The 17932-nt window shown below is 64.6% G+C and carries 13 protein-coding genes; 2 read left to right on the top strand and 11 right to left on the bottom strand.

What is annotated here, in order from left to right:
• Nucleotides 1–245 precede the first annotated feature (245 nt).
• Together AC1RJW_RS17865 and lodA are read right to left on the bottom strand one after the other, a co-directional pair.
• Entirely contained in the window at nt 246–1349 is a 1104-nt protein-coding gene (locus AC1RJW_RS17865) for a tryptophan 7-halogenase (RefSeq protein WP_493046171.1), read from the bottom strand.
• 8 nt (nt 1350–1357) lie between these two features.
• Entirely contained in the window at nt 1358–3568 is a 2211-nt protein-coding gene (gene lodA / locus AC1RJW_RS17860) for a CTQ-dependent lysine 6-oxidase LodA (protein WP_493046170.1), read from the bottom strand.
• Nucleotides 3569–3858: 290 nt separating this feature from the next.
• On the opposite strand from lodA, the gene AC1RJW_RS17855 reads away from it, so the two are divergent.
• Nucleotides 3859–5364, top strand: coding sequence for an anion permease (locus AC1RJW_RS17855; protein WP_493046500.1), 1506 nt, complete (start codon nt 3859–3861; stop codon nt 5362–5364).
• Between the two features lie 7 nt (nt 5365–5371).
• On the opposite strand, the gene AC1RJW_RS17850 is transcribed toward AC1RJW_RS17855, so the two are convergent.
• The 8 genes from AC1RJW_RS17850 to AC1RJW_RS17815 form a co-directional block, all read right to left on the bottom strand.
• The gene (locus AC1RJW_RS17850; protein WP_493046169.1) at nt 5372–6019 is read right to left on the bottom strand and encodes a hypothetical protein; all 648 of its coding nucleotides are present in this window, start codon (nt 6017–6019) and stop codon (nt 5372–5374) included.
• A gap of 63 nt (nt 6020–6082) precedes the next feature.
• Nucleotides 6083–6457 carry a hypothetical protein gene (locus tag AC1RJW_RS17845; protein ID WP_493046168.1) on the bottom strand — a complete coding sequence of 125 codons (375 nt, stop codon included), beginning with the start codon at nt 6455–6457 and terminating at the stop codon, nt 6083–6085.
• 19 nt (nt 6458–6476) lie between these two features.
• Nucleotides 6477–9017, bottom strand: a complete 2541-nt coding sequence (locus AC1RJW_RS17840) for an EAL domain-containing protein (protein ID WP_493046167.1) — start codon at nt 9015–9017, stop codon at nt 6477–6479.
• Nucleotides 9014–12682 (bottom strand): response regulator, encoded by a 3669-nt coding sequence (locus AC1RJW_RS17835; RefSeq protein ID WP_493046166.1) that lies wholly within the window; start codon nt 12680–12682, stop codon nt 9014–9016. The genes AC1RJW_RS17840 and AC1RJW_RS17835 overlap by 4 nt, the downstream gene beginning before the upstream one ends.
• Before the next feature lie 37 nt (nt 12683–12719).
• Entirely contained in the window at nt 12720–13877 is a 1158-nt protein-coding gene (locus AC1RJW_RS17830) for an ABC transporter substrate-binding protein (protein WP_493046165.1), read from the bottom strand.
• A 120-nt stretch (nt 13878–13997) separates the two neighbouring features.
• Nucleotides 13998–15005 (bottom strand): NADP-dependent oxidoreductase, encoded by a 1008-nt coding sequence (locus tag AC1RJW_RS17825; RefSeq protein ID WP_493046164.1) that lies wholly within the window; start codon nt 15003–15005, stop codon nt 13998–14000.
• A gap of 36 nt (nt 15006–15041) precedes the next feature.
• The gene (locus AC1RJW_RS17820) at nt 15042–15851 is read right to left on the bottom strand and encodes an oxidoreductase (protein WP_493046163.1); all 810 of its coding nucleotides are present in this window, start codon (nt 15849–15851) and stop codon (nt 15042–15044) included.
• A 90-nt stretch (nt 15852–15941) separates the two neighbouring features.
• Entirely contained in the window at nt 15942–16568 is a 627-nt protein-coding gene (locus AC1RJW_RS17815; protein ID WP_493046162.1) for a TetR/AcrR family transcriptional regulator, read from the bottom strand.
• 84 nt (nt 16569–16652) lie between these two features.
• Between AC1RJW_RS17815 and AC1RJW_RS17810 the strand changes: the two genes are divergently transcribed.
• Entirely contained in the window at nt 16653–17021 is a 369-nt protein-coding gene (locus AC1RJW_RS17810) for a gamma-glutamylcyclotransferase family protein (protein WP_493046161.1), read from the top strand.
• Between the two features lie 172 nt (nt 17022–17193).
• Here the strand turns inward: AC1RJW_RS17810 and AC1RJW_RS17805 are convergent, their stop codons facing one another.
• Nucleotides 17194–17598, bottom strand: a complete 405-nt coding sequence (locus AC1RJW_RS17805) for a ribonuclease domain-containing protein (protein ID WP_493046160.1) — start codon at nt 17596–17598, stop codon at nt 17194–17196.
• Nucleotides 17599–17932: the final 334 nt, after the last annotated feature.

Below are 17932 nucleotides of genomic sequence, written 5' to 3'. Positions count from 1 at the left end.
AGTGTTTGTTGGCTGGTCAAAAAAATGGTTAGTTGCTGGCAACTGCTGGCAAAAGTGAAACCCTGTGTAGGCCCAGACGCTATTGTACCGGCCTCCACACGAAATTGTTACCGTCTATCGCCGCCAATGCTGCCGCACACGGTGCCAACATTATAGTGCGGATGGTAATTTCGGGCTGGAATTCGCCCGGAAACGGGCGGTGGACATGCGGACTCTTGACCTGGCTCAGTTTTTCGCCAGCGGCATCAGGACGCGGCCCGGCGCTGCCAGAATGGCGCCTCCTGCCAGCGCTGTTCGGCGCCGTAGAAGCCGCGCCGCATCTGCAGATAGGTTTCAAACGAGGCGAAGATGCTGCGCCGGTAGCCCGCCGCCATGCCGCGGTCGCCCGCCAGGCAGGCTTCCGCCACCCGCGCCGCATGGATGCCGGACGCCATGGCCTGGCCGATGCCCAGCGAGGAGATCGGATCGAAGCAGGCGGCCGCGTCGCCCGCCGCCGTCCAGTTCTCGTCGGCGGGCAGCGAGGCCACCCGGCTGTGGATGGCGTAGTGGCGCAGGGCGCCCGGCGCGGGCAGGCGCGGCACGATATCGCGCACGTGCTGCGTGCGCATGGCGGCGTCGCGCCAGGGCGCCGCTTCCTTCAGGCGCAGGCGCTTGAGGATGTCGGCATCCGTGATGAAGGCCAGCGCCACGCGGTCGCCGGGCAGGGGCGCCGCGTAATACCAGCCGTGCTGCGTCGTTTCCACCAGGGTGCGGTGCGGCAGGAATTGCGGTTCTTGCAACTGATAATAGGCGTACAGCGCCACCAGCGAGTCTTCCGTGTGGATGGGGCGCTTGCGCTGGCGCACGATGGCCGCCTGCTTGCCGCTGCAATCGATCAGGTAGCGGGCCGTCAGGGCCACTTCCTGCCCGCCGGCCGTCACGCGCAAACGCCACGGGTCGCCGTGTTCCAGCTGCACCAGTTGCGCGGGGCGCAACAGCTCCACGCCGGCCTGGCGCGCCTGCTCCAGCAGGATGGCGTCATACTGCCGGCGGTCCAGGTGCAAGCCGTGGCCATGGCTGCTGAAGACGGCGTCGCGCGACACCAGTTCCGCGCTGCCCCACGCGGCCGCATGGGAAAACGCGGGCAGCTGGGCGCCGTCCAGCAGGTCGCGGCCCACGCCCAGAAAATCGAGCATCGAGAAGATGGACGACGAGACCGTTTCGCCGGCCCGGTAATCGTCGAACAGCTGCTTTTCCAGCAAGACGATGCGCAAGCCCGTGTAGCGGGCCAGGGTCAGGGCGGCGGCCGTGCCGGCGGCACCGCCGCCGACAATGGCCACGTCATAGCCGCGCGATGACGGCACGCTCATCGGCATGCTCAATGGGAAAACCGGCGCCGGTTGGCCGGCATGATTTTCTTCGGCGTGTCATGCAGCGCCACTTGCGCGCCGCCGCTGGCAAACAGCTGCGAGGCCTTCTCGGGCGCCGTCTGCGGATCCTCGTCCTTGAGGAACCAGGCGGGCAGGTAGTTGGCATCGTCGCCCGTGACGAAACTGCTGGCATTGCCGACCCCGACGCTGGCTGCCATGAATTTCGCGTGATTGCGCTCCTTTTCCACAAAGTACGGGTATTGGCGGCCCGATTCGGCATCCTCGTTCTGGTTCACGATGAAACCCAGATAGTGCCAGGAGCTGATCATCTGCGAAAAACTGTTCATGCCGCGGCTGTACATCACCTGCATGCCGGCCGGCACGCCGGCGAGCGCCTGTTCTTCCTTGGTGGTGGCGCCGTTGATCACGTTCCACGGGCTTTGCGGCGGCCACCAGTAGGCGTAGTAGGTGGGCGGCACGGGAATGAGCGAGTCGGGATTCTTGACGATGTCCGGATTGTCGAAGTTGATCATCTGCACGGAGCAGTCATAGAAATCGGCCTGCCATGGAATCGCCATGCGCTTGGTCAGGTCGCCCGGTTCGCAGCCGGTGCCGACGGTCGGATGGTTCCAGTCCAGCGGTTCGCACTCGTCGCGGCCCGGCGACAGGCCGTTTTTCGCGTAGTCGGCATCCACGCGGTGCAGGATGGCGTACGGTTTTTCATAGATGACGGGATTGCGCACGCTCCACGTCACTTCGATGCCGGGGCACATCGGTTCGCCCACGCAATTGCCGATGGTCGCGTGGTCGAGCGGGTCGATGCCCGGCAAGGCCAGGCCCGGCGCTTCCGGCGAGAATTTGCCGGCCGCCCATTGCTGCAAGGCAAAATATTGCGTATCCGTCAATACCGAAAACTTGCTGATGACGTTGTTGCGCACGGAATTGCTGCCCGAATTCAGGGGCACCAGGGGAATGCCGGCGCCGGGATTGTCCGTGGTGGCGGCGCTGAACAATTGTCCGCCCTGGCCTCCCGTGAATCCCGGCACCTGTTCGTTGGTCCCGGGCCGGATGGCCGATGGCTTGCGGAAATAACTGAGGAATTTTTCCCGCTGGGGCCGGTTCGCTTCCGAGGCATCGGCCACGTCGAAGGCGGGGCGGATGAAGGCCGTCATCGACGGCACCGTCGCCACCCACTGGTAATCGCCTATCCTTGCGAGAAATGGCTGGATATCCTGCGCGTAATTGACGACATAGTCGGGGTTCCAGCCATCGCTGGCGCTCCAGCGGGCCGCGTCGTAGGCTTCGGGCAGCGCATTCTTGTATTTGATGGCCATGTCGGCCACGACATCATCCCAGGTGGAAATATTCACCAGTTCGGGCGCGAACTTCGGCGAACCGATGACCACCCAGGCTTTGAGCACGACGGGCGTGCTGCCATCCTTGAAATGGATGGTCGCGCTGACGGGGCCGTCGCCCACGTCGTCATTCCACGTATCGCCGCCGCCGAAGCCTGTGATGCTTTCGGAGCCGCCGGCGCGGCCATAGGCGCCGATCACCAGCAGGTTGCCGCGCGAATCCGTGCGCATTTCGCCCAGGGTGCGCACCGGATAGCCTTGCGTGATCCCCTGCGGATCGGGGAAGGACACGTGCTTGTACGCGCCGGCGCCATCCTTGTCGAAATGGGCCTTGCCCAGCGGCGCGTCGAGCGTGCGCGGTCCCGGATCGACGATCAGTTTTTGCCGTGCCGCCGGGTCCGTGACATCGCCGTTGCGCAAATTGGTCCAGGACGTGGGCGTGAGGTTCCAGGCGGGCGGCGTATTTTCCCAGGTTTCATAGCTGTTGTATGGGCCAAACATCAAGTCGCCCAGCAGGGGAATGAAGTTCCACCAGGCCGCCTTCTTGTTGGCCACGTGCACTGTCCACTCGATCTTGGCAATGCTCGGGTCTTGCAGGTCGACCAGGACTTTTTCGCCGGGACGTCCGGCCACGGACTTGTAGATGCGGAAACTGGCTGCCTGGCGCCGCACGCGGCCGGCCGCATCCTTGAATTGGGCAACGTGGACCGGTTTGCCATTGGCCAGCACGGGATCGTTATTGCCGTCCGCTTCGATCGGCAGCCCGCCGATCGTCTCCGGCGCCAGGTAAAACGAATCATGGCTGTTGCCCACGCGGGCAATGCCGATGGACGGGTGGATCGAGTACTGTTCCGTGCTATTCATCAAGTTTTCCCCTTAAAAGGTTGGTAATCCTGGTGGCACATCTGGCGGCAGCTACGGGGAACGATACAGAGGAAAATTGACAAAAAAGTCACCCATTGTCACTTGCCAGCAATATTTTCTTCTCCTGTGATAGCGCTCAAGTCAACGATTCCGGAATTTCCAGGCGCGTGCGGGCGTAATGGAGCAGGGCACTGGCGTATGAGCTTGTATGATGTTGCTAAAAAGAATTATCACAATCTGTGCGGGCGCGATTGCCCGCCCGGATGCCTGTCCAGCAAAAGGAAATCATGATGTATAAAACAGTGCGCGACCTGTTCCTGCATTTCAAGGAAGCCGTCCCATTCCGCCTCGTTCCCGCCCTGATCTGCACCGCCTTGCTTGTTGGCATGCTATTGCTGCCGGCACCAGAAGGCTTGACGCCCAAGGCCTGGGGCCTGGTGGCGATCTTCCTCACCACGATTCTGGCGATCATATTAAAAGTCATGCCGATCGGCGTGATGGCCATGATGGCCATCGTCATTGTTTCTTTGTCACAAGTGACGTCGACCTCGTCCAAGGGCGCCATCACGGATGCGCTCAGCAGTTTCTCGAATCCATTGATCTGGCTGATCGTCGTGGCGATTCTGATATCGCGCGGGCTGAAGAAGACGGGATTGGGCAGCCGCATCGGGCTGCTGTTCATCTCGCTGCTGGGCAAGCGCACCATGGGCATCGGCTATGGCCTGGCGATCTGCGAACTGGTGCTGGCGCCATTTACGCCCAGTAACACGGCACGCGGCGGCGGCATCGTCCACCCCGTCATGAAATCGATCGCCAACGCCTTCGATTCGGACCCGGCCAAGGGCACGGAAAAGAAGGTGGGCACGTATCTGGCCCTCGTCAACTACCACGCCAACCCGATCACCTCGGCCATGTTCCTCACGGCCACGGCGCCCAACCCGCTGGTGGTCGATTTCGTGGCCAAGGCCAGCGGCCAGAGTTTCCACCTGACGTGGACCACCTGGGCCCTGTGCATGCTGCTGCCGGGCCTGGTCTGCCTGCTGGTGATGCCCCTGATTATCTATTGGCTGTCGCCGCCGGAGCTGAAGGCCACACCGGACGCCGTCACCTACGCCAAGGCGGAGCTGAAAGGCATGGGCCCGCTGTCGCCGTCGGAAAAAGTCATGCTGGGCACTTTCGGCCTGTTGCTGTTGCTGTGGGCGAACGTACCGGCCATGCTGTTCGGCCCCGCGTTTTCGCTCGATGCGACGGTGGTCGCCTTTGTCGGCTTGTTCGTGCTGATCATCACGGGCACCATCGACTGGGACGACGTGCTGTCGGAAAAGAGCGCCTGGGATACTCTCGTGTGGTTCGGCGCGCTCGTCATGATGGCGGAGCAATTGAACAAGACGGGCGTGATCGCCTGGTTTTCGGCCGGCATGAAGGCAGCGATTGTTGCCAGCGGCATGGACTGGCTGCCGATTGCCGGTGTCCTGGTGCTGGTGTTTGTCTTTTCGCATTACTTCTTTGCCAGCACGACGGCCCACATCAGCGCCATGCTGCTGGCCTTCCTGACGGTGGGCCTGCACCTGATCCCGGCCGAATACCACGTGCCGTTCATGCTGATGATGACGGCCGGCTCGGCCATCATGATGACCCTGACCCACTATGCGACGGGCACCTCGCCCATCATCTTCGGCAGCGGCTTCGTGACGATGGGCAACTGGTGGCGGGTTGGCTTCATCATGTGCGTGGTGGAACTGCTGATCTTTGCCGTCGTCGGCACGACCTGGTGGAAGGTGCTCGGCTACTGGTAAGAGGCTGCTACAGCTGCGGCGCCAGCTGCCGCATAGCCGCCAGGCAGTGCGCCAGCTCGCCGCCCACGGCGCGCTTCCACAGGACGGCCGCCTGCGACCAGGCTTTTTTCGCCAGCAAGTCCCGGAGTTCTTCCTGCTGCGCTGCCGGCAAGCCGCCGAACTGGCGCAGTTCCAGCGTGCGGGGCTGGCCGTGGCGGCCCGCCGGGTCGAGTTCTTCCAGCGCGTCGTGCAGGCTGCCGTAACGGTGCAGGGCGCCGCCGTCATCGACGGCCGCCAGCGCCAGGTCGGGCGTTTCTTCCAGGTCGTAGCCCAGGTCGCGGCAGGGTTCGTCGATCAGCTGGGCGATATTGTAGATAGTCAACACCTGCGCGGATCGCACGACGTCCGTCAGGTCGTGCACGTCGACACCCGCGTCCAGCAGACGCTGCAGGGCAGGGGCGTTGATGAAGGGAAAGCCCGACTCGCCCAGCGCGCGCCAGCGTTCCAGCCACTGGGGCCGCGGCAAGCTGTCATCGACGACATCGGCCCACAGGCCGCGCAGCAGCAACTGCTGCAGCAAGGGACCATATTTCTTCTGTTCAATATCCTGCGCCAGGGCAGCGGCCTGTGCCGCATCGAAGCCCGCTTCCTGCAATCGCCCAGTGATCGTTGTCATTCTCCGCCGCCTGCCTTTCGCTGTTTGTGTGTGCAGGCGGCATCATATATGCAAGCACCGCCGTTATGGCAACTGGCCGCGCACGACTTGCAGCAGATAGTTGCGCGCCGCGGCCCGCTCCATGCCTTTTTCTTGCAATAGCGGCAATAGCCGTTCAAACAGCTGGCGCCGCTGCAGCGATGCCTCGGAAGTGTCGCGGCGGTCCGAAAAGAAATCCATCAGGGTCGAGCCGCACAGGCAATTGCGGTAGACCTCGACGATGGCGACGTTGTTGTCATCGAAACTTTGCTTCAGCCCGGAGACATCCTTGCGCATCGCCTGCGTCTGCAAAATGAACTCGTCCGCCGTGGCGAAGACGCGCCCGCAGCAGGCGCAATGCTTGGGAAAGGCGGCTTCGGCCAGGGCGCGCAAGCCTTCGAAGAACAGCTGCTCCTGCATGATGGCTCCTGGTGGCGCGCTAGGCGGCGCGGTTGCTGATCTCGATGCCATGGGGGCCCCGCGGCGGCCGTTGCACGCCCGATTCGAAGCGCTGGAAGGCTTCCAGCAAGTGGTCCTTCAGCAGGGTTTCGTCCCACGGCTTGGTGATGAACTTGTACACCGAGCCTTCGTTGATCGCGGCCGTGACCGAATGCAGCTCAGGGTAGCCGGACAGCATCACGCGCACGATTTCCGGATAGATGCCCTTGATGCGGCGCAATAGTTCGTTGCCGGACATGCCCGGCATGCGCGCATCCGTGAGGATCACGCCCACCGCATGGGAGGCGACCAGTTCCAGCGCTTCCTGCGGCTTGGTGGTGCTGAGTATCTGGTAGCCTTCCTTGCGCAGCGAGCGGCGCAGGGCGGACAGGATATGCTCCTCGTCGTCCACCAGCAGCAGCACGCGCTGGGGCGCTTCGGCATGGCAGTTGTCGGGCGGCAAATGAGTGCCTGCATGCAACATCAGGTCCATCTCGGCGCCGGGCAGCGGGCGGCTGAAGTAATAGCCTTGCATGGCGTCGCAGCGGTTGGTATTGAGAAACCCCAATTGACCCTCCGTTTCCACGCCTTCGGCCACCGTGGTCATGTGCAGGGACTTGGCCATGGCGATGATGGAGCGGGTCAGCGAAGCGCCATCCACGCTGTCGGTCACGTCGCGGATGAACGACTGGTCGATCTTGACCACGTCGATGGGGAATTGCTTGAGGTAGGACAGGCTGGAATAGCCGGTGCCGAAATCGTCCAGCGACAGGATGACGCCGATTTCCTTCAACTGTTCCAGCGCCCGCACCACCAGGTCCCGGTTCTGCATCAGCACGCTCTCCGTCAGCTCCAGTTCCAGGCAGTGGGCCGGCACGCCGCTGTCGGCCAGCACTTCGCGCACCAGTTGCGGCATGTCGGCCTGGCGGAACTGGCGTGCCGACACGTTGACGGCCATCGTCAGATGCGTAAAGCCGTAGGCATGCCAGACGCCCAGCTGCGCGCAAGCCGTGCGCAGCACCCATTCGCCGATGGGTACGATCATGCCCGTTTCCTCGGCCAGGGGAATGAAGCGGTCCGGCGGCACCAGCCCGATGCCGTCGCGGCGCCAGCGCAGCAGCGCTTCCATGCCGTAGATCTTGCCGCTGGTGAGGTCGACCTTGGGCTGGTAATGCAATTCCAGCTCGCCCAGCGCCAGCGCCTGGTGCAGCGCATGTTCGATTTCGGCCCGCTCTTCCACCAGCACACCCATCTTGTGGTTGTAGAACTGGTAGCCGTTGCGGCCCTTGTCCTTGGCGCTGTAGAGGGCCGCGTCGGCCGTCTTGAGCAGCATGTCGGCGCTGTCGCCGTCGGAGGGAAAGACGCTGGCGCCGATACTGGTGCTGACGTGCAAGGTATGCTCGCCCAGCAAGAAGGGCTCGGTGAACACCTCGAGTATTTTTTTCACGATTTCTTCGGCCGTCTCGATGTCGGGCAAGTCCGTCAGCAGGATGACGAACTCGTCGCCGCCCTGGCGGGCCACGGTATCGCCTTCGCGCACGGCCAGCTTCAGCCGGCGGGCCACTTCCTGCAGCAGCGCATCGCCCACCGGGTGGCCATAGCTGTCGTTGACGAACTTGAAACGGTCGAGGTCCAGCATCAGGGTCGCCAGGTGCAAACGGGTGCGGCGGGCATGGGCGATGGCCTGGCCGATGCGGTCGTTCAGCAACTGGCGGTTGGGCAAGTCCGTCAGCGCATCGTGGTTGGCCAGGTATTCGATGCGCAATTCCTGCAGCTTGCGTTCCGTGATGTCCTGCACGGTACCGCGCATCAGCTGCACTTCGCCTCCTTCGCGCACGGCCTCGGCCTGGTGAAAGACGATGCACTCGCCGCCATCGGGCTGCAGCACCTTGTGCTCCAGGCTGTAGCTGGTGCCGTTGGCATGCAGTTCCATGAAGGCTTCGAGCAGCAGGGGCCGCTGGTCTTCGGGCAGGCATTGCAGCAGACGGTCGAAGCTGGTGGGGCCGGAATCGGCGTCCAGCCCCAGGATGCGCAGCAGTTCCGGCGACCAGTAGCCGTCGCCGCCGGTGCCCCGGTATTCCCAGTTGCCGAGGCGGGCCAGCGCCTGCGCGTGGCTGAGGCTATCCTGGATGCGGCTCAGCTCGGTGAGCGCGCTGCTGGCCCGCAGCAGGTAGCGCAAGCGGTGCGCCAGCAGCCGCCATTGCATCGGCTTGGAGATGAAATCGCTGGCACCCGCTTCCAGCGCCTGCTTGATGGAGTCATCGTCATCGTTGCCGGTCAGTACGACGATGGGCACGTGCGCGCCGCCGGGCAGCCGGCGCAGCTGCGCGCAGCATTCGAAGCCGCTCATGCCGGGCATGGCGACGTCGAGCAGGATCAGGTCGGGCACGCCGCGCTGGAAGGCGGCCAGCGCTTCCAGGCCGCTGGCCGCTTCCTCGATGCGGAAGCCTTCCGGCTCCAGCGCTTCCGTCACCAGGATGCGCGTCATGGTGTCGTCATCGACCACCAGGACCAGTGCTTGCGGGGCTTGTGCGGTATTCATATGGCTTCCTTCTCAATGGCCAGGGCGGCGAGGACACGGTCGAGTTCTTGCTGGATGCCGCGGATATGGTGCAGCGCGCTGCCGACGTCATTGCCGCGCGCATATTGTTCGATTTCACGGCAGGTGGCCGACAGGCCCAGCGCGCCCACGTTGGCGCAGCTGGACTTGAGCGTGTGCGCGGCCAGCTGCAGCGCCGCGGCGTCGCTGGCCTCGGCCGCCACTTCCAGCTGGCCCAGCAGGCGCGGGGCATCGCTGTAGAACAGGTCGATGATGCGGCCCAGGACGTCCGGACGGCCGGGACGCCGCATGGCGCGCAGGTTTTGCAGGGCGGCGGCGTCGAGGATGGAGCTTGTTTCAGCCGGCGCTGCCGGGGCAGCCTGCGCCGGGACGGCTTCCGCCGCCGTCTCCACCGTCTCCGCTGCCGCCGACGGGCGCCAGCGGGCCAGCATGGCCAGCAGGGCGGCGCGCGTGTACGGCTTGGCGAGGTAGTCGTCCATGCCCGCGTCCAGGCACAGTTCGCGGTCGCCCAGGATGGCGTTGGCCGTCAGGGCAATGATGGGCGTGCGGCTGCGGCCTTGCTGGGTTTCCATCCGCCGCAGGCACCGGGTCGCTTCGAAGCCGTCCATTTCCGGCATCTGGCAATCCATCAGGATCACATCGAAGGGGTAGCGCTCCCACAGGGCCAGCGCGCGCCGCCCGTTGTCGGCCGGCGTGGCCTCGTAAGCAGTATCTTCCAGCATGGCCAGGGCGATTTCCTGGTTGATCGCGTTGTCTTCCACCAGCAGCATGCGCAGCGGGGCCTGGCCCGGGGCTGCGCCAGCCATGTCCGGCGCGGCGGGCGGGGCAGGCATGGCAGCCGTCGCTGGCGCCAGAGTGCCGAAGCCGCCGACGGCCTCGATGCAGTGGCGCAATTCCAGCGCCCGCACGGGCTTGGTCAGACAGTATTCCACGCCCAACGCCGTCATCTGGCGCAGATCGGCCGAGGCGTCGAGTGAACTGAGCATGATGATTTTCAGCGCCGCCATGCGCGCGTCGTCCTTGATTGCCCGCACCAGCTCGGCGCCATCCATGACGGGCATGCGCATGTCGATGATCGCCAGATCGAACGGGCGCCCGCTGCGCAGCGCCCCTTGCAGCAGGTCCAGCGCCTCGGCGCCGTCGGCGGCGCTGGCAGTGGCCATCTGCCATTCGATCGCGTGCTGCAGCAGGATACTGCGGTTGGTGGCGTTGTCGTCCACGATCAGCACGTTCAAGGCATGGAGCGACACGCGCGGCGGCGGCGCCGCCGGCGCATCCTCGGGCGCCACCTCGCCGACGACGACGGTGACGGCGAAGCTGGAGCCCTGTCCCGCCACGGATTGGAGCACGATGTTGCCGCCCATCATTTCCGCCAGCTGCTTGATGATGGCCAGGCCCAGACCCGTGCCGCCGTATTTGCGCGAGGTGGTGCTGTCGGCCTGGCGGAACGGCTGGAAGACGGCCGCTGCCGCTTCCGGCGCCATGCCGATGCCCGTGTCGCGCACTTCCAGGCGGATCTGGCCGGCAGCGGGACAACTGACATCGACGGAAATTTCGCCCCGTTCCGTGAACTTGGTGGCGTTATTGAGCAGGTTGGTGAGGATCTGGCGCAGGCGCACGGGGTCGCCGCGCACGTGCTGCGGCACGTCGGAAGCGATGCGGCAGGTAAATTCGATGGCCTTGCGCTGGATGCCGTTGGCAAACAGCGCCACCACGTCGTCGATCACCTGGCGCAGGTCGAACGGAATGTGTTCGAGCACCAGCTTGCCCGCCTCGATCTTGGAAAAGTCGAGGATGTCGTCGATGATGCTGAGCAGACTTTCGCCCGAACGGTGCACCGTGTGCACGAAACGCTGCTGCTTGGGACTCAGTTCCGTGCGCTGCAGCAATTCCGTCATGCCCAGCACGCCATTCATCGGCGTGCGGATTTCGTGGCTCATCTTGGCCAGGAACTCGGATTTGGCGCGGTTGGCGGCATCGGCCTCGGCCTTGGCCTGCGTCAGCGCCAGGTCGCGCTGTTCGACGTGCTCGAGCATGCCGTTGAAGCCCGTGATCAGCTGCCCCAGCTCATCGCTGCCGTGCTGCGCCACGCGCACCGACAGCGCCTTGCCGTCGCGGATATGCGCGATCGCGTAGGACAACCGCGCCAGCGGCCTGGCGATCGAGGCGCTGATCAGGCCCGTGATGATCACGCAGGCCAGCAGCAGGACCAGCGCGATGCCGAGGATCAGCACGAAGGCACGCCGCACGCCGTCGCGCACCTTGGCTACCGCATCCTGCTGCTGCCCCGTGATGCGCGCCACCTGCTGCGCGGAATAGGCAGCCTGTTCGCGCTCGAAGGCGCGCACATGGTCAATGACGTCGTTCAGCGCCGTCTGGCTGTCCAGCACGCTGCCCTTGGCCTGCACCAGCCGCTGTCCCGAGCGCTCCACCGCGTCCAGGTAAGTGTTGACGGCCTTCGTTTCGGCCAGCAAGCCCAGCTGGCCTATGCTTTGCTGTAAGGCCTGCATGGTGGCCATGTCGCGGTGCAGGGCGCTGATGCGCCGGGCGATATCCTGGCCCAGGCGCGTGACGTCGCCGGCGGCCGTGGCCAGCATGACTTCGCCCACGTCGATGCTGATGGCGTCGACGGCAAGGTTGATTTCACCGCTGGCATCCTCGATGCGGGCCGAGGTGCGCATGTAGCGGCCCGCCTCGGCCAGCCGGTCGCGCCCCACGGCCAGCTGCAGCTCGATGGGGTCGAGTTCCTCGGCCAGGCGCAGGTGGGCAGTGGCCAGGGCGGTGCTGATCTGTTCCTTGAGCGCCGCATATTGCGCCTGCTGCGCCGCGCCGGCGCCGCCCTCGGCCAGCAGCCCGGCGCGCAAGGCCAGCAGGCCGGCGGCGGGATCGAGCATCTGCTGCGCCGTGGCCAGCAGTTTCGCCCGCAGCGCCTGCTGGGCCGGGCTGATGTCGCGCTCGCTGGTTCCCGCCAGGTGCGCGACGGCCGCCGTCAGCCGCTCGCGCAGGGGGGCGATGCGGAAACGGTTCTTCACGGCTTCCGTTTCGGCCAGCGCAATCTGCATGTCGTGGATGCTCTTGCGCAGGTCGGTCAGGTAGCGGGCATTCTGGTTCAGGCGCTGGCTTTGCAGCTGCACCTCGGCGGCCGTGGCCTGGGCCTGACTGTCGACCACGCGGATCTTGCTGCGCGCGCCCTTGGCGGCGGCCTTGATCTGGGCCAGCACTTGCCGCATCTCCGTCGCCTGCGCCTTGTAATAGGCCTCGTTTTCCAGGCGCTTGCGCACGGCGACGCGCATGCGCTGGAATTCCCGCTCGAAGGCCGCGTGGTAGCGGGGCGCCTGCAATTCGCCATGGTGCCGCAAATCGTCGCTGATGCTCTCGGCGGCCTGGATATTGGCGACGATCTTGTTCGACACCTGCTCCAGCTGCGCCATGTCTTCCGCCTTGCCCAGCTCGAAAAAGTCCGAAGCCATATCCTGCACGGTATAGCGCAGGCGCAATACGTCCGTGTACAGCGGCACCGTCTCGTCGGTCAAGCCGTGGACATGGGTTTCGATGCCTTTCACCAGCAGCAGGCCGGCCGCCGCCATGGCCGCCACGCCGGCCAGCAGGACGGTGGTACTGATGATCAGCTTGGTCCTGATTTTCATGCCAGGCTCCAGGGCAGGCCGGAAAAGTGGGCGCGCATCACTTGGCGCCAGGCGCCAGGTCCGCCGGAACGATTTTGCCGTCGGCGATACGGGTCAGGAAAACGGCCGTCGACGCCTGGTGGTCGCCTGGCCGCAGCGTCACCCGCAAGCCGCCCAGATCGAACCGGTCGAACGTCTCGAAACTCTGGATCAGGCGCTCGCGCGTGAGGTCGGCGCCCGTGCGGCGCAGCGCCGCCACCATCAGGGTGGCCGAGATGCAGCCTTCGAAACTGACGAAAGACAGCCTGGCCGACGGCACGTGCCGGGCCAGCAGGGCGGCGCAGTCGGCGGCGATCGGCAGCTGGCGGTCTTCCGGCAGGGGCACCACTTGCGAAATCACAATGTTGTTGCCTTCCGTGCCCAGCAGCTGCAGCAGGCTGTCGGTGCCGACGAAGGACACGGTGGCCAGCGCCGCCTTCAGCCCGGTCTGGCCTGCCTCGCGCACGAATGCGGCCACCGGGGTGTAGGGGCCGGCCATGATCACCGTTTGCAGGTCGTGGCCGATCAGGGCCGCCAGGCCCGCCTTGACGGCCGTCGTGCCGCGCTGGAACGAGCCCTTGGCGACGAGTTCCATGCCGCGCCGCTGCAGGGCGCGCACGGTGCCGTCGAGCACGGCATTGCCGAAACCGTCGTCCTGGTACAGCACGCCGAAGCGCTGGATGCCGCGGCTGGCGAAGTACTGCACCAGGGCATCGGACTCATCGTCGTAACTGGCGCGAAAGTTGATGATTTCATGCACCACGGGACGGCGCAAGGTCATCGCGCCCGTAAATGCGCCCACCAGCGGCACCTTCATTTCCTGGACGATCGGGATGACGGCGTTGGTGGTGGGCGTGCCCACGTTGCCGAACAGGGCGAATACCTGTTTTTCCTCGACCAGCCTGAGCGTTTCGCTGATGGCGCGGTCCGGATCGTAGCCATCGTCGGCCACCACCAGCTCGACGCTGCGGCCGTGGATGCCGCCGCTGCGGTTCGCTTCCTGGAACACGGCCGTGGCGCCATCGAGCATGGCCCGCCCCAGCCCCGAGGCCGCGCCCGTCTGGGCATTGACCATGCCCAGCCGGATTTGCGTATCGGTGACGCCCGGTTCGGCGGCCTGGACTATGCCGGCCGCAAGGGTGAGAGCGAGCCAGCAGCATTCCGGGAAAAAGCGCATGAGCTACCTTTATTGAAGTTGACCGGTATCAATAGGTATGGGGTTGACAACGAGTATGGAGGAAATTGCCAACAAAAAACTCACACATAGTCACGGCGTGGAAAGCAATTCACAGGTGCTTCACGGCACGGGCAGCTGTACCACCACCTTGCCGCGCGCGCGGCCCTGCGCCAGGTAGGCCAGCGCCTGTTTTGCCTCCAGAAAAGGAAACACCTGGTCGATGACGGGGCGGATGGTGCCCGCTTCGAGCAGGGCGGCGATCTGCGCCAGCTGGCCGCCGTCGGGACGCACGAAGTGGAAGGCGTAGCTGGCGTCGCGCCGCCGTGCCAGGCCGATGATCTTGCGGCTGAGCAAACCGAACACCAGTTTCAGCACCACATTCATGCCGCGCGCGCGGGCGAAAGCGGCGTCCGGCGGGCCGATCAGCGAGACGACGCGGCTGCCAGGCTTGACGATGCGCAAGGCCTTTTCCAGCCCGTCGCCGCGCACCGTACCCAGCACGGCGTCGTAATCGCGCAGCACGTCCTCGAACGGCTGCTGCTTGTAGTCGACCACCTCATCGGCGCCCAGGCTGCGCACCAGCGCCACGTTCGCCGTGCTGGTGGTGCTGCCCACGCGGGCGCCCAGGTGCCTGGCCAGCTGGATGGCAAACGTGCCGATGCCGCCGGAACCGGCCGGGATGAACACTTTCTGGCCCGGCCGCAGCCGCATGCGCTCGTGCATGGCTTGCCACGCCGTCAAGCCCACCATGGGAATCGACGCCGCCTGCACGAAATCGAGGTTGGCGGGTTTCAGGGCGGCCGCCTGTTCGGGCACGACGGCAAATTCGGCCAGGCTGCCATGTGGCGTGTCGAAAATACTCGCATACACGGCGTCGCCGGCCTTGAAGCGCGTGACGCCGCTGCCGACTTCCACCACCACGCCGGCCAGGTCGCTGCCCAGGGTAGCCGGCAAGCGCATTTTCAAGATCGGCTTGAAGTCGCCCCTGGGGATCAGGTAGTCGATGGGATTCAGGCCCACGGCGTGCACCCGCACCAGCAATTCGCCGGGGCCGGGAGTGGGGCGGGGCAGTTCGGCAAACGCGACGTGATCGAGGCCGCCGTATTGTTTGAGTTGCAATGCTTGCATGATGTTCTCGCTGAAGGATGAAAAGGGGGCCGGCGTTCAGGCCAGGCGCAAGTCCTTGCGCAAGCCGGCGTCCATCAGCGCGGCGGGCAGGAAACGGCGCATCAGGCGCAAGCGTGCCGCCAGAGGCCCGGCCGTGTAGCGCAACTTCGCCTGGCGCGCCTGCGCCGCCGCCAACACCGTCTCGGCCACGACGCCAGGGTCATCGGCGCCGGCCATCAGCGTTTGCAGCCGGCGCGTGACGGCCGCGCTCACTTGCCGGTAGGCGGACAGCGGGGCATCGGGCGCCAGCAGATTGGCTTCGAACGTGGTTTTCGTGTAGGCCGGTTCGATGACGCTGGCGCGGATGCCCCAGCCGCGCACTTCATGGTCGAGCGATTCCGTGTAGCCCTCGATGGCGTGCTTGGTGGCCGAATACAGCGCGCCGTAGGGCATGGGCAAGAAGCCGACGACGGAACCGATATTGAGGATGCGCCCGCCGCCCTGAGCCCGCATGTGCGGCAGCACGGCCAGGGTCATGCGCACGACGCCGTAAAAATTCGTGTCGAAGATGGCTTGCGCCTGCGCCATGCTGCTTTCCTCGGCGCCCGCCGGCGCCACGCCGAAACCGGCGTTGTTCACCAGCAAGTCGATGCGACCTTCGCGCCGTATCAGCTCGGCCACGGCTGCCGCGACGGATGCATCGCTGGTGACGTCGAGCGCCAGCATCGTGTAGCCGACCGCATCGGCTTGCGCGCCGCGGCGGCTGGTGCCGTATACCGTGTAGCCCGCCTGCGCCAGGCGCTGGGCCGTGGCCGCGCCGATGCCGGATGAGGCGCCGGTGACCAGGGCAATCTTGTTATCGTTCATGGCAGTCCTTCAGTGGTTGATAGTGTTGAATATGATGATCGTCATATTTTTGTTTGAAAAGAAGCCCGGGGCGGACCCGGGCCATGGGCGTTACGGCTGGCTTGTATCCTGGAACTGCGCCAGGGTGGCCGCGCACAGGGCGTCCGACAGGGCCGGTTCGTCGACGGCGCGCGCCAGGATGGTGGTGCCGATCATGGCGCACACCGTCGCCATCGCCTGCGCGTGCGCTTCGGGCTGGCCCCAGTTGAGCAGCTGGCGCGCGAACAGGTCGATCATTTCCTTGATGTGGATGGTGGCGGCGCGCCGCACCTCGGGCGCCTGGCGCGGCATTTCCGAGCCCAGCGCCGAGACGGGACAGCCCACTTCGATGGCGGCGATATGTTCGGGCGACAGGTAGGCGGCCAGCATCGCCCGCAGCGCCTGGCCGGGCGGGGCGGCTGCCGCCACCCTGGCCGCCAGCGCCACCGATTCGGCGCCCGCGCGGTCGCCCGCTTCGGCCAGCAACGCGTCGCGCGAGGCGAAGTGCGCATAGAAGCCGCCGTGCGTCAGGCCCGCTTCCTTCATGATGTCGGCCACGCCCGTGCCCGCATAGCCGCTGCGGCGGATGGCGCGCGTGGCCACCTCGACAATGCGTTCATGGGTGGCTTCCTTTCGGCTTTGCGCCGAAGGTTTCTTGTCAGATGATTTGTTGGATGAGTTTTGCATGATGGTCATCATATCGCAGTTTTCAAAACCGTGCAGGACCTGTGCCGGCAAAAGGCGTTACGATGCACGCTATCGACATGCGAACAGGAGAGACAGATGGCAATTATTCCAGCGGCAGCGACAGAACAGCTGTTTTCCTACGGTACCTTGCAGCAGCCCGAGGTGCGACTGGCCACCTTCGGGCGCCTGCTCGACAGCCGGCCCGACCAGTTGCCCGGCTATCGTCTGGCGATGCTGGCCATCCATGATGCGCAGGTGGTGGCGACCAGCGGCAAGACGCATCATCCGATCGCCTCGCGCGGCGCAGCGACGGATAGCGTGCCGGGCGCCGTGCTGGCTATTTCGCCCGAGGAATTGCGGCAGGCGGATGGCTACGAGGTGGCCGACTACCGGCGCGAGCGCGTCACCCTGGCGTCGGGCATGCATGCCTGGGCCTACGTGGATGCGCGCGATGCGCTGCGGTGAAGCGGGACGGCGGCGATAGGCGGCCACGCAACTGCCGCGAATAAAAAAACCTGTTCCGCGGAATATGGCCAGGCCAGGGAAACAGGCACGGCACAATATCGAACCCGATACGCAGGAATTTCAAGCGGCAGCCGGTATTTTTCCGGCGCCGTTTGATTTTTAAATGAACAGATTAGCTTTTCAGGCTGCAGAAGGAAGTATAGTGGTCCTGCGTGTAATAGCGTTCCACCAGCTTGCGTTTGCCCGCCGGTGTTTGTACCAGCAATACGGCGCGATGCGAGCCGGCCCCGCCATCGCCGCCGATACCCAGATAGTATTCATAATAAACCTCGTCCTTGCCGGCGGCGGGAAGGCGGCGTTCATTGTTATTGAAGACGGTATTGCCCGGACCACCGGCCACCGCGCTCGTCTTCGCATTGCGGTATGCGTCATATTCGCTGTTCTTCGGGGTGGGCAGGGTCTTGCTCGGTTCCCTTTTGCCGCAGTCGGGGATTTTCGCCGCATAGGCATGGGTTGAGAACAGGGCGCCTGCCACAATAAGACCCAGCGACCAGATTGTTGTGCGTTGAGCGTTCATCGATAAACTTTCGTTAGTGGTCCATGCAATGGAGATGCTGCGTGATACGGCCAGTGTCCGGCGACTTGCATCATCGCCGCAATATTGAATATAGTTAAGTTTTTGAAAATATTACTATCCAATTGTCACGTGCAAAAAATATTTTCATTTCCTCTGCGGAGAAACTGGACGGGAGCGCAGCGAATGGAAAAACAGGTGGCGGGTAAAATACGGCGAAGAATAAATATGGGGCAGAGAGTTTTCCGCGGCGAGTGACGCTTATTTCCATGGGCGTGACAATGTTTGAGTCTTTTTGATTATCAGTTCGTTATTCTCTGACGAAGTTATATGCGAC

Source organism: Janthinobacterium sp. GW822-FHT07A03 (assembly GCF_058798815.1).
Note: the sequence above shows the minus strand (reverse complement) of the source record. Positions and strands in the feature narration are given on the sequence as shown.

Excerpts from the sequence above, each read along its gene's own strand:
- AC1RJW_RS17865 (WP_493046171.1), bottom strand. The coding sequence starts at position 1,349 with ATGAGCGTGCCGTCATCGCGCGGCTATGACGTGGCCATTGTCGGCGGC.
- lodA (WP_493046170.1), bottom strand. The coding sequence starts at position 3,568 with ATGAATAGCACGGAACAGTACTCGATCCACCCGTCCATCGGCATTGCC.
- AC1RJW_RS17855 (WP_493046500.1), top strand. The coding sequence starts at position 3,859 with ATGTATAAAACAGTGCGCGACCTGTTCCTGCATTTCAAGGAAGCCGTC.
- AC1RJW_RS17850 (WP_493046169.1), bottom strand. The coding sequence starts at position 6,019 with ATGACAACGATCACTGGGCGATTGCAGGAAGCGGGCTTCGATGCGGCA.
- AC1RJW_RS17845 (WP_493046168.1), bottom strand. The coding sequence starts at position 6,457 with ATGCAGGAGCAGCTGTTCTTCGAAGGCTTGCGCGCCCTGGCCGAAGCC.
- AC1RJW_RS17840 (WP_493046167.1), bottom strand. The coding sequence starts at position 9,017 with ATGAATACCGCACAAGCCCCGCAAGCACTGGTCCTGGTGGTCGATGAC.
- AC1RJW_RS17835 (WP_493046166.1), bottom strand. The coding sequence starts at position 12,682 with ATGAAAATCAGGACCAAGCTGATCATCAGTACCACCGTCCTGCTGGCC.
- AC1RJW_RS17830 (WP_493046165.1), bottom strand. The coding sequence starts at position 13,877 with ATGCGCTTTTTCCCGGAATGCTGCTGGCTCGCTCTCACCCTTGCGGCC.
- AC1RJW_RS17825 (WP_493046164.1), bottom strand. The coding sequence starts at position 15,005 with ATGCAAGCATTGCAACTCAAACAATACGGCGGCCTCGATCACGTCGCG.
- AC1RJW_RS17820 (WP_493046163.1), bottom strand. The coding sequence starts at position 15,851 with ATGAACGATAACAAGATTGCCCTGGTCACCGGCGCCTCATCCGGCATC.
- AC1RJW_RS17815 (WP_493046162.1), bottom strand. The coding sequence starts at position 16,568 with ATGATGACCATCATGCAAAACTCATCCAACAAATCATCTGACAAGAAA.
- AC1RJW_RS17810 (WP_493046161.1), top strand. The coding sequence starts at position 16,653 with ATGGCAATTATTCCAGCGGCAGCGACAGAACAGCTGTTTTCCTACGGT.
- AC1RJW_RS17805 (WP_493046160.1), bottom strand. The coding sequence starts at position 17,598 with ATGAACGCTCAACGCACAACAATCTGGTCGCTGGGTCTTATTGTGGCA.